Here is an 11,723-nt window from a genome sequence, read left to right as displayed (position 1 = left end):
GCCAGTATCGGCGTTCTCACAGCCCCTTCAAAGGCAGCACATGGAAATCGGCGCTAAAATGGGTGAGGCCCATCGGCCCACTTTTCAACGGCCATGGAGGGTCATGATCACCACACTTGCAGATCGCATCCGCGGACTTGCCTCACTTTTTTGGCGTGAGGTAGCAAAGTTCGGCGCCGTCGGCGGTGTTGCTTTCGTCATCGACTCGGCGGTCTTCATCTGGCTCTTTTCGGGCCCGATGCACGGCAGCGAAGTGTGGGCCAAGGCCATTGCAACCATTGTTGCAAGTATTTTCTCGTGGGTCGCGAACCGTTTCTGGACGTTCCGGCACCGTAAACAGGCCAACGTGGTTCGTGAAGCCGTGCTGTTTGCCATCATGAACCTTGTCGGGCTCCTGATTGCGTCGGGATGTGTGTGGTTCGCAAAGTACATCCTGGACCTCAACGACAAGCCTTCACTGTTCATCGCCGGCAGCGTCGTGGGCCTCATCCTGGGCACCATCTTCCGTTTCTTCGCCTACCGCTTCTGGGTGTTCAACGAAGAACTGGATGCCGAACCCGAGTTCTCGCATGACCACGAGATCATCGAGCTGCACCACAAATCCAAGACCAATTCCGAATCCGGGGCCAACCCGGCGACCGGCGAATTCCCTTCAGTCAAGAACCTCTGACGCCCAAGAACCTTTAGAGGTTAAGAACGGCTGACGCGCTCGTTCTCCAGAAGGTGCTCGGTCACATCGAGGTCGGGGTGCACGAGTACTACGGAGCCGTCCTCTTTCCAAGCCCCCAGAGAAGCTGCCAGGCATGACTCCAGGCCGTCCGCCGCGCGTACCAAGAGCCGGACGCCTGGTTCCTGGGCGGCAGCAGCAAAGCCTTCAATAAGGTCCTCATGGGGGATTCCTGATGTTCCGCGTACGGCGGGCAGGGTTGCCTCGGGTTCGTTGTGCGCCATGAAGACATCGCCATGGGAGCGGACTTCTGCCGCATAATCCACGACGCCGGACGGCAGCTCACCCGGCCAGCGCATGGCCAGTGCAGCCAGCGGCACAGCGACCACAGCTTCGAAGCCGGCCCCGGCGCCGTCGTCGGGCTTGTCGGTCGCCAGCAGATCCGCCGAGGTGTCGTCAAAGACCACCTCCATTCCCAGTTGCCACGCCGCCAGGGCCCAGACGAAGGATTTCCAATGTGCCGGGAGGTCCAGCCTGATGGACATTCCGGGTTCGGCGTCCAGTTCGTCCTGTAACAGGTTGCTGGTTTTGGCTACCCAGTTATCCAGGACACGCCCCGAAAGCTCCACACGCTCGGAGTCGGGGCCATACCAGGTGAGTCGTGGTGACGTTGAATGACCTGATCGCAGGGCGGTCATCAGGTTCGCTGCCGGGATGCTCATGCGTCAATCTTGCCACGGTGGCCCCGGAGCGTCCCCGGGCCGTGCGCCGTGATTGTGAAATGCGACACACAGGAATTTCTCAAGTCGTTGGGCTCAGGGGCGTACCGGAGTCCATTTCCGCGGAAATTCAATGAAAGTTCACCTGAAGCGATCCAGTGCTTCCATTTCCCGCAGGGACACGCGGCGGCGCGGCCAAAATGTTGGGCGTGGCGCATCCCACGTTTCTACAGATTCTTGATTATTATCCCGGCGCGGCTTGACTGGCGGGTAGTTACACGCGTGTAATTAGTAATCAACGCCGCTGCACAGATTCCCGGAACGACACAGGGAATCGGAAACACATCCAAGCAGCAGCTGCAAAATCAGGAGGGACGCCATGGGGCAAGCGTTGCGTATCCAGGAAGATGCAGTCGTCGCAGAACATGCGTCGGTGAAATACCGTTCAAGGGAAGTGCCGGGAGATTGGTACGTAGACCCGGCGGACCCGGAAGCGGCAGACCGATATAACCAGAATGTGCAGCAGTCCTTGGAGGATCAGGCAACTGCCCTCCTGGCAGCACATGAGGCGTTGGTGGGTGACCTGCCCGCTGGACCGGATGAAGATCTGGACGACCCTCCCATGGAGCTGCGTCGTCCGCTTGAAACTCCGGGGCAGCCCGTGTGGATCGGCTTGCCGCAAGGGGACTTCGATGACGAGGGCGAACTTGGCTGGCAGACGGACGCGCTGTGTGCACAGACCGACCCTGAAGCTTTCTTCCCCGAAAAGGGAGGATCAACGAGGGACGCCAAGAAGGTCTGCGGTGCGTGCAACGTCCGCTCGCAGTGCTTGGAATACGCTCTCGCGAATGATGAACGGTTCGGAATTTGGGGCGGACTCTCCGAGCGGGAGCGTCGTCGGCTAAGGAAGCGAGCGGTCTAATTCTCAAGGAAGTGCATGTTACCGCCGTCGTGGTTTCCCACGACGGCGGCAACTATCTGCCCAGGACATTGGCGGCATTGTCGGACCAGACGCGTTCGGCCGATGCCGCCATTGGCATTGATACAGGTTCCACCGACACATCGCTGGACTTGCTCCGCGAGGCCCTCGGCCAGAACAGCGTCACCTCTTTCCAGCATGCGAGGTCCGGTTTCGGAGCGGCTGTTCGCGCTGGCCTGCAAGAGCTCGCCCCCGCCGACAGTGACACGCAGAGTGATTCCGTGCAGTGGATCTGGCTTTTGCACGACGACGCCGCGCCCGCGCCTGATGCGCTGGCAGAGCTGCTCCATGCGGTTGAACGCGCCCCCTCGGTAACTGTGGCCGGCTGTAAGCAGCTTGGCTGGGACAATAAGCGGCACCTGGTCGATGTTGGACTCTCAACAAGCCGCTGGGCTGAACGCCTCACCTTGATCGACGCCGACGAAGTGGACCAAGGGCAATACGATGCCCGCACGGACACCTTCGCGGTGAACTCCGCAGGTATGTTGATCCGCCGCGACGTCTGGGAACTGCTGGAAGGATTTGACCCGGCCTTGCCTGGCAGCGGCGATGACGTGGATTTCTGCTGGCGTAACTGGCTTGCGGGCAATCGCGTAGTCGTAGTCCCCAGTGCCCGCATGTTCCATGTGGAGCACCGCCCGAATGGCCTGGGCACATCCTCCGCGGCACGTAAAGCCCAGATCCATCTGCGGCTCAAACATGCTTCCTGGTGGAAAGTGCCGTTCCAAGCCGTGGGCGCCTTGTTCGGTGCCATCATTCGACTCATGCTGAGCATCCTGGTTAAGGAACCGGGATATGGATTCTCCCAATTCACCGCCACCATCGCTGCCCTTGTCCGGCCGGTGGCCATAGCCAGGGGCCGCCGCGTTGCGGCCAGGACACGCCGGGTACACAGGTCCGTGGTCCGGGGACTTCAGACACCCACGCGGGAGGTGCGTGCCAACAGGCGCTCCTTATTGGAAGCAATCCGGCCCGCAGAAGAGACTCCCGCTGTCTCTGACCTTCTGGCCCCTGAACCCAGCGGAGATGCGGCGGATGACTTCGCCGCACTGGCCACCAGCGAACGTGGCTGGGTGGGCACGGGTGCCGTTGCAGCTGCATTGATAGCTCTTGCCGCAGCACTTGTGGGACTGCTGGGGCTGCTCCGTTCAGGCACCGTTGCCGGTGGTGGGCTCCTCCCTCTGTCGGCGTCACCAGGCGACATCTGGGCGAATGCGTCCACTTGGTGGATCTCATTGGGTGCAGGCCTGCCCGGACACGGTGATCCATTCGGCTATGTCCTGTGGTTGCTTTCCCTCTTCGGGGGCGGGGATGGCAACGCCGCAATGGTGTGGCTGCTGATCCTTGCCATGCCGTTATCCGCATTGGGCGCATGGTTCGCGGCGGGCGCGCTAACTACCAAGCGTCGCTTCCGGGTTGCGGCGGCCCTCGCCTGGTCCGGTGCTCCCGCACTTCTGATCTCCATCAACGAGGGTCGGGTCGGCGCCTTGGTGGCGCACGTCATGATGCCGCTGCTGCTCCTCGCGCTGTTGCGTGCCTCGGGATCGGCAGTCGCCCAAGGGTCCGCTTCGGCGGGGACGCAACTCAGCCGCCGTCCGGCCCTGATAGTCGGTAAGCCCGGCATCAACGGAACACCGTCATGGACTGCTGCAGCTGCCGCAGGTCTTGCCATGGCCGTTGTCACGGCCTCTGCCCCGTCATTGTTGGGGCCTATCGCCGTTGCAGTGATACTGGCTGCAGTAGTCCTCGGGCATCGGGGCAAGACGCTGTGGTGGTCGCTCCTGCCAACTCTCGCTTTGTTCCTTCCGTATGCGATATCCGTTTTGGACAGGCCGCGCTCGTTGCTTGCCGACCCTGGTTTGCCGCTGACCTTTGAGGCTGCTCCGTTGTGGCAACAGCTACTTGGCCAGCCGCTGGCCTTCGACATCGACGGCGGCTTGACCGGTTTGGCGGCCTTCGGTCCTGGCGCTGTGCCCTGGGCCCTGTTGCTGGCTCTGCTGGTCATCGCACCAGTCCTGATCCTGGCTGTTGCCGCCTTGTTCGTACCCGGTAAACGCGCTGCGCTGGCCCGGGTGTTCTGGCTGGTCGCTTTGGCTACGCTTTCGAGCGCTTGGCTGGTGGGCCACGTAGCTACCGGGGTTAATAACAATGTGATTGTTGGACCGTTCACCGGCCCGGCCGTATCGGCGGCGGGAATGTTGCTTCTGGGTGCTGCCGTTCTCGGTGCTGAGAAGCTCTTCACGGCACCGCTAAAGACGCCCAAGGCTTCCCGGCGCCACTTCCCGCTGCGGCGCGTAGCTTCGGCCGCGGCCATGGCGCTTCTGGTTGCCGGCCCTCTTGCCGGCATGGCTGCCTGGACTGCTCAGAATGTCCTGCAGCCTACGCCGACTGCCGTAACCATTGCGGCACCCGACACTGCCGAAAAGACGTCGTCCCTTGGCGCCGGCCGACAAATATGGCCGGTGGATACGGGCACGTTGCCTGCCACCGCCGTCGACCGTGGCCAGGGACCGGAGCGAACCCGAACGTTGGTCATCACCAGCGGTGAGCAGGGCGCCTTTTCCTCGTCCCTGATGCGGGGAGCAGGAACCACGTTGGACAGTTTGTCCACCATTGCCTCTGCGCGGACCATCATTGGCGCGCCGGGACGCGAAGAAATCGCGGCCGATGACGCTGCCACCACGTCCCTCCGCCGGTCCGTGGCCACCATCGTGGCGGGAACCGGCGTGGATCCCCGCGCCGACCTGGAACAACTTGGGGCCGGATTCGTGGTCCTCAAGGCAGCAGACAACGCCGCCCAGTTGACGGCCAGCCGGATCGACGCCGTCCCAGGGCTCGTGGCAGTTGGCCAGACCGACGCCGGGTGGCTGTGGCGGGTGACGCCCCGGAGCCAGCCCGCGGCTACTGCCGCGGACACGGCACACCGGGTACGCATTGTGGACTCCGAAGGCGCTCTGCTACGTGCGCTGCCATCCGAAGAAGTGGATGTGGATGCCACTGTTGAATCAGGCAATGAGGGCCGAAAGGTGGTCCTCGCCGAACGGTCCGATCCCGGTTGGAGCGCCTGGTTGGATGGCCGCCAACTGCAGGCCACCACATCCGGCTGGTCACAGGCATTCGAGTTGCCTGCCAGCGGCGGCGACCTTGAAATCCGCTACACCAACCCTTGGGCATTGTGGATCGGGATCCTGCAGGCTGTGGTGATTGGATTGACGGTCCTTTTGGCCGTTCCAATGCCCGCACGCCGCAGCCGAACCGGCATGTCGAGGGATGAAGTCTCCCTCCGTAAGGAGTACAGCAGTGTCTGAGGACCAGAAGAACGAGTCCGGCGAAAGCTCTGGAACCTCGGAAGCCCCGAAGTCCCGTGCCGGGAACAACGGAGAAACAAGCAGGTCGGGTAAAGGCCCGCGGAGTCCGAGTTCCCGCGACTCCGGTTCCCGCGGCACGAAGTCCCGCAGCTCCAACAGGGGAGTGGTCACGGGCGTCCTGTCAGCAGTGGTCATCCTTGCGGCTGGCGGCGGTGCCGTGGCCGCGACGTCGATGGTCCCGGAACCTTCCGGGGGTACCACCATGGATATCCGCCAGGCCGACGTTCCCGCGGGCCGTTCCATGGGTGTCTGTCCGGAACCTGCGAGGCTTGTGAGCGGAACCGTGGTGGGCACGGATGCTGACTTCAGCCCGGTGTCCACCACTGCCACCAGCGCCTTGAACGCCGTGGTGCTGAGCAACCCGGCCGGTACGGTGCCCGAAAGCGATGTGACATCGCTGGGTGGCGAGATGGTGGAGTTGATCGCCAAGGCTCCTACCAGCACGCCCACACCCACGGTTGGTCCGCCCGTGCTCGCGGCCGGAGTGGCGAACATCAGCCCGGTGGCGTCTCCCACCGTTGTGGGTGCCGAGGCCCTTGGAAACGAACAAGCGTCCTTGGCGGCCAACCTTAGCTACTCAGCGACGGACGGCGACCTTCGCGGCCTTGCGTCTACCCAATGCCAGCCGCCGGGCAATGACGCGTGGCTCCTGGGTGCCAACACTGCCGTGGGCCGAACTGCCGTCCTGAACGTGAGCAACGCCTCCGAGACCCCGGCCACAGTAAGCCTTGACCTCTACGGATCCGAGGGACAGATCCAAGCTCCCGGTGCCCGTGGTCTCTTGGTGGCTCCCGGAACCACCCGCTCGGTGAATCTGGCTGGGCTCGCCCCGGGCGAATCGCAGCTTGCCGTGCACGTGCGCAGCACGGGCGGTCCGGTTGCCTCCACTATCCAGCAGAGCGTGTTGCGTGGAATCGCCCCAGGCGGTGTGGAGTACCTCTCGCCGGGTGCGGCGCCGTCCAACCTGCAGGTGATGTCCGGCGTCGACATCCAGGACCCGGCGGCCATCAAGGCGCTGGCCGGTAAGTCGGGTTTTGCGGACGCCGCACCGGCACTGCAGATCGCAGTGCCCGGATCCACCGACGCCGTTGTGCAAGTAAGCCTTTACGGCGCCAACGGTGAACGAAAGATTCCCAATGGGGGAGTGGTGACGGTCAAGGGTGGGACAGTATCAACACTTAACCTTGAGGGCGTCCCGGCTGGCAGCTACACCGTCAGAGCCAGCTCGGATGTCTCGTTCCTGGCATCGGCGAGGGTTACCCGCGGTTCCAAGGCCGAGGAAGCAACCGACTTTGCGTGGTCGCCGTCGTCGGCCCGTCTTGGCAGCCAGCACTTGGTGGCCGTACCACGGGAAGGCCAGCGGTCTTTGAGCTTCGGTGTTCCCGAGGGGCGTGGCACGGTCAGTTACGCTCCGGTGACCGCTGATGGAAAAGTCGGCAAGGCCATTGACGTGGACATGTCGGGCGGGACGACGTCGGTGATCGGGTTGCCGGACAAGTCCGGTAGTTCGGCTGTGGTGGGCTACGTGGTTTCGGCCGCGGGTGACCCGGTGTACGGTGCGCTGGTACTTGGAAAGCAAGGACGGACAGACGTTTCCGTCGTAGCAATTCAGGACGCAGCGGCCGGCCTTGAGAAGGTTCCGGTCTCAGTCGGCTACTAGCTAAGTTATTGGTAGCGGCGCCGGTAGACCGGGTCCAAGGTCTCCGGGGGCACGCCGAGCATCTCGGCGGTGTACTCCACTACGACGTCGTGGACAAGGTCCTGCAGTTCTTCGCGAGTGGCAGCGCCCTGCTCAACTACCCGGCGGTACACCGTAATCATAGGTGCCTCGCCGCGGCCACCAGGGGTGTAGGAGCCCATGGGGGCAGTGTTTCCTGTGGCAACCAGCTGCTCAAGGTTGGGTGGAATTTCATCGACTGCAAAGAGAACGCCGTCGAGCTGTTTGCCCCACATGTCCTGGAGCCGTTCGGCGGAGTCCAGCACCATGTCATCAAAGCGTTCCGAGCGCGTGCGGAAGCCGGGGAGATTGGGGAGCATCAGCTCTCCACGCAGTCCCCGTCCGTGCCGGTTTCGCCGGCGTCGCCGGAAGCCCCTCGCTTCCGAACCGGCGTGTTCCTGGGCCTGATCGCCATCGGCGTCAGTCCACCGGATGTTGAACCCGGGAACATGTGGCTGTGACTGCATATATCGACTTTAGTCCTGAGGAACCGCTAGCGCGACATCAAGGCCCGCAGCGCGCCGCAGCGGCGGATACTCGCTTGGAGTTCGCGGGGCACGGGCGGGCAATGCGCAATGAATGCGCCCAATGGCGCTAATCTGGGATGTTGTGGGTGCCATTCGTCAGTGTTCCAGATCAGCCTGCCGCCAGTCCGCGGTGGCCACTTTGACGTACGTGTACGCAGAGTCAACCGCAGTTTTGGGTCCCCTGGCCACGTACGCAGAACCGCATGCGTACGATCTTTGCTCTCAGCACGCTGAGTCACTCACGGTTCCGCGTGGCTGGGAAGTCCTTCGCCTTGCCATGCCCACAACGCCACAAGAGCCGGGCCCGGATGACTTGCTGGCACTTGCCAACGCGGTCAGGGAGGCGGCTTCGGCCACCACCGAAACTCCAGCCCGGCACAGCCACCCTCAGATGGAGCCGCCCGCCGGCACCGAAGGAACCCGTCGAGGGCACTTGCGCATCCTCCGCGAGCCGTCTTAGCCGGACCGTGCCCGTTTCAGCTGCCGGGCTTCGGCTACCGGACGCAATTCGTCGTCGGGACCAAAACAGGATCTCCCTGCGCGGTAGTCTGGAATCTGCAGATATATCCGCCAGCGGCGCCATGCCGGCGCCACCCAGGGAGCATCATTCATGCCAAAGGTCAGTCCTGAACTGTTGTCCATCCTGCGCTGCCCCGTGACGGGTTCACCGCTGGTCCAGGAGGGCGATGAGTTGGTTTCCACCGATGCCGCTGCGGACGGCGAAAAGCTCCGCTACACCATCGAGGACGGCATCCCGCTGCTCCTGCCACCCGAACTGCTGGCCGCAGCCAATGCGGCAACCTCAGGCCAGCACGATTCCAAGGCCTGACGCGCTTTCTTCCATCAAATCCGCACGGTACCCCTAAGGACTTCCATGACTTTTGACTTCAAAGTGGCTGACATCACGCTTGCGGAGGCCGGCCGTCACCAAATCCGTCTCGCCGAGCACGAAATGCCGGGTCTCATGTCGCTTCGCGCGGAGTTCGGTGCAGGGCAGCCCCTCAAGGGTGCAAGGATTGCCGGTTCCCTGCACATGACGGTCCAAACCGCAGTACTCATCGAAACCCTCACTGCCTTGGGCGCGGAAGTTCGCTGGGCTTCCTGCAACATCTTCTCCACCCAGGACGAAGCCGCTGCCGCCGTCGTCGTCGGCAAGGGTACCCCGGAAAACCCGCAGGGTGTTCCGGTTTTCGCCTGGAAGGGCGAAACCCTTGAGGAGTACTGGTGGACTGCGGAGCAGATCCTCACCTGGCCTGGTGCCGACACCAACCCGGAGTTGGGTCCCAACATGATTCTCGACGACGGCGGCGACGCCACGCTGCTGCTTCACAAGGGCGTCGAATTCGAAGCCGCAGGAGCCGTGCCGACCGCCACTGAGGACGATCCGGAGGAATACGTCCTCATCCTGGACCTCCTGCGCAGGACCCTTGCCGCTGATCCGCAGAAGTGGACCCGCCTGGCCGCCCGCATCGAAGGCGTCACCGAGGAAACCACCACAGGCGTGCACCGTCTGTACCAGCTCGCGGAGCAGGGCAAGCTGCTGTTCCCGGCCATCAACGTCAACGACTCCGTGACCAAGAGCAAGTTCGACAACAAGTACGGCATCCGCCACTCGTTGCCGGACGGTATCAACAGGGCCACGGATGTCCTGATGGGCGGCAAAGTGGCGGTTGTATGCGGCTATGGCGACGTCGGCAAGGGCGCCGCTGAGGCGCTGCGCGGCCAGGGCTCGCGCGTCATCGTCACTGAAATTGATCCCATCTGCGCTCTTCAGGCCGCTATGGACGGCTACCAGGTTGCCAGGCTGGAGACGGTGCTCGCCCAGGGCGACATCTTCATCACCACCACAGGCAACAAGGACGTCATCATGGCCGAGCACATGCTGGGCATGAAGAACAAAGCGATCGTTGGCAACATCGGCCACTTCGACAACGAAATCGACATCGCCGGGCTTGCCAGGATTCCGGGCGTCAAGAAGGTTGAGATCAAGCCGCAGGTCCACGAGTGGGTCTTCGAGTCCGGGACGGATTCCGAGCGGTCCATCATTGTGCTGTCCGAGGGCAGGCTGCTCAACCTGGGCAACGCCACAGGACACCCTTCGTTCGTGATGAGCAACTCGTTCGCCAACCAGACCATTGCGCAGATCGAACTCTGGACCAAGAAGGACCAGCCCGCCGGTGAGCGCGAGTACCGGAACCAGGTTTACGTCCTTCCCAAGATCCTTGATGAGAAGGTTGCACGCCTCCACTTGGATGCTTTGGGCGTGGAGCTGACGGAGCTGAGCAAGGACCAGGCGGATTACCTGGACCTGGATGTTGCGGGTCCGTACAAGCCTGAGCACTACCGCTACTAAGCTGCACTATCCGCCCCCGGCGGTACCCAAATCGATGGCGAAAGGCCGGACACGCAACCAGCGTGGCCGGCCTTTCCGGTAGAATTGGGTGTTCGGTAATGCTTGTGGGGGACAGGATGACAGGAACCATGACGGAAGTCGCCAAACGTAAAAAGGGCAAGATCCTTGCCATCATTGGAGTCTGCGCAGCCATTGTCGTGGGTGGAATTGGCGTGGTCGCAGTGCCGGGCCTGCTGGCAGGTTCTCCGCAGGATGCGGCCGTAGCGCCGTCACCGACTCCCACGGTGGAAGCCAAACCCGTTGAGCTGGGCATCACCCCGCTGGATGGCGCCGTGGAGTGGAACCCTGTTGTGGGTCCCCAGATCAAAGCAGTCAACGGGAAGCTGAAGGACGTAGTGTTGGCGCCGGTGGGCGGTGGTGCGCCTGTGCAAGGCACCACCAGCCCTGACGGCAGCACGTGGACAACTCTGGAAGTCCTGAAGTTCAAAACCCAATACAGCTACTCCTTCACTGTTGTGGATACGGCGGGGAAAGAGACTAAGAAGTCCCAAACTTTCACCACGGTTTCCGCCGCCTACGAGGCCGACGCTTCCATCTACCCCCGCCACGGCACCACGGCCGGCTCCGGTCAGCCCATAGAAATCAACTTCAGTGAGCCCGTTGTAGACAAGGTGGCAATGGAGAAGCGGGTGGCCATCACCGTTTCCTCCGGCCAGCCCGTTGCCTGGCACTGGTATTCGGACAAGAAGGTCCGGATCCGTCCCGAGGCTTTCTGGGCGTCCGGCACCACCGTCACCGTGGATATGAAGCTGTTGGGCGTGGATTTCGGGAACAACATGATCGGCAACGCCGACGTGGTCTCAACGTTCACCACCGGCCCCCAGCGGGTGGCTGTGGTTGATGACAAAACCAAGACCATGAACGTGTACTCCGACGGCCAGTTGGTTCACACTGCACCTGTGTCCCTCGGCGGGGAAGATTGGCTTTCTCCCACCGGGTACGCGGTAATCATGGAACAGGAACGCCACTCGAACTTCAACGCCGGAACAATTGGCCTGAAGCCCGGCGACAAAGGCTACTACCCGCCCCTCGTAGTGGAATATGCCAACAGGCTCACATGGTCCGGTGTGTACGTTCACCAGGCCCTTGAAGCCGCATGGAGCTCCATCGGGGTGGCTAACGTCTCGCATGGCTGTGTGGGCCTGCTGCCGGCGGATGCTGAGTGGTTCTTCAACAACATGAAGACCGGTGACGTTGTCCAGATCCTGAACACCGGCGCACCGGCAGTGGAACCGCTGGAAGGCTTTGGCGACTGGAACATTCCGTGGGCTAGCTACGCCCAGCGGTAGTCCTGCTGTTAAGATCCTTGTAGTGATTATTTCCTGCGCACTTT

Annotated in this window: 10 protein-coding genes; 8 read left to right on the top strand and 2 right to left on the bottom strand. The window is 62.6% G+C overall.

The window, feature by feature from the left end; translation table 11 throughout:
• Window positions 1–103: 103 nt before the first annotated feature.
• On the top strand, window positions 104–670 hold the full coding sequence (locus ACZ881_RS13170) for a GtrA family protein (protein ID WP_091466143.1): 567 nt from the start codon (window positions 104–106) through the stop codon (window positions 668–670).
• Window positions 671–690: 20 nt separating this feature from the next.
• Here the strand turns inward: ACZ881_RS13170 and ACZ881_RS13165 are convergent, their stop codons facing one another.
• Window positions 691–1,389, bottom strand: a complete 699-nt coding sequence (locus ACZ881_RS13165) for a TIGR03089 family protein (protein ID WP_476116084.1) — start codon at window positions 1,387–1,389, stop codon at window positions 691–693.
• 376 nt (window positions 1,390–1,765) lie between these two features.
• Between ACZ881_RS13165 and ACZ881_RS13160 the strand changes: the two genes are divergently transcribed.
• The 3 genes from ACZ881_RS13160 to ACZ881_RS13150 are packed head-to-tail and all read left to right on the top strand — an operon-like array spanning window position 1,766 to window position 7,393.
• Window positions 1,766–2,308, top strand: coding sequence for a WhiB family transcriptional regulator (locus ACZ881_RS13160; RefSeq protein WP_091466146.1), 543 nt, complete (start codon window positions 1,766–1,768; stop codon window positions 2,306–2,308).
• 11 nt (window positions 2,309–2,319) lie between these two features.
• Window positions 2,320–5,673, top strand: a complete 3,354-nt coding sequence (locus tag ACZ881_RS13155) for a glycosyltransferase family 2 protein (protein WP_476116082.1) — start codon at window positions 2,320–2,322, stop codon at window positions 5,671–5,673.
• Window positions 5,666–7,393 carry a DUF5719 family protein gene (locus ACZ881_RS13150; RefSeq protein ID WP_476116080.1) on the top strand — a complete coding sequence of 576 codons (1,728 nt, stop codon included), beginning with the start codon at window positions 5,666–5,668 and terminating at the stop codon, window positions 7,391–7,393. The genes ACZ881_RS13155 and ACZ881_RS13150 overlap by 8 nt, the downstream gene beginning before the upstream one ends.
• A gap of 5 nt (window positions 7,394–7,398) precedes the next feature.
• Here ACZ881_RS13150 and ACZ881_RS13145 read toward each other — a convergent pair whose 3' ends face one another.
• Window positions 7,399–7,917 carry a metallopeptidase family protein gene (locus ACZ881_RS13145; protein ID WP_091466152.1) on the bottom strand — a complete coding sequence of 173 codons (519 nt, stop codon included), beginning with the start codon at window positions 7,915–7,917 and terminating at the stop codon, window positions 7,399–7,401.
• A 121-nt stretch (window positions 7,918–8,038) separates the two neighbouring features.
• Here ACZ881_RS13145 and ACZ881_RS13140 point away from each other — a divergent pair, with 121 nt between their 5' ends.
• The 4 genes from ACZ881_RS13140 to ACZ881_RS13125 all read left to right on the top strand — a co-directional run bounded on the left by ACZ881_RS13140 (window position 8,039) and on the right by ACZ881_RS13125 (window position 11,679).
• A complete protein-coding gene (locus tag ACZ881_RS13140) occupies window positions 8,039–8,437 on the top strand; it encodes a DUF3499 domain-containing protein (protein WP_091466154.1) in 399 nt (132 codons plus the stop codon).
• A gap of 150 nt (window positions 8,438–8,587) precedes the next feature.
• The gene (locus ACZ881_RS13135; RefSeq protein ID WP_017198664.1) at window positions 8,588–8,806 is read left to right on the top strand and encodes a Trm112 family protein; all 219 of its coding nucleotides are present in this window, start codon (window positions 8,588–8,590) and stop codon (window positions 8,804–8,806) included.
• A 45-nt stretch (window positions 8,807–8,851) separates the two neighbouring features.
• Window positions 8,852–10,330, top strand: coding sequence for an adenosylhomocysteinase (ahcY, locus tag ACZ881_RS13130; protein ID WP_476116076.1), 1,479 nt, complete (start codon window positions 8,852–8,854; stop codon window positions 10,328–10,330).
• Window positions 10,331–10,458: 128 nt separating this feature from the next.
• Window positions 10,459–11,679, top strand: coding sequence for a L,D-transpeptidase (locus ACZ881_RS13125; RefSeq protein ID WP_256870883.1), 1,221 nt, complete (start codon window positions 10,459–10,461; stop codon window positions 11,677–11,679).
• Window positions 11,680–11,723: the final 44 nt, after the last annotated feature.

The sequence above is a fragment of the Paenarthrobacter sp. TE3676 genome (genome assembly GCF_056279165.1).
The sequence above is the reverse complement of the archived record's forward strand: the minus strand, read 5'-3'. Positions and strand labels throughout refer to the sequence as shown.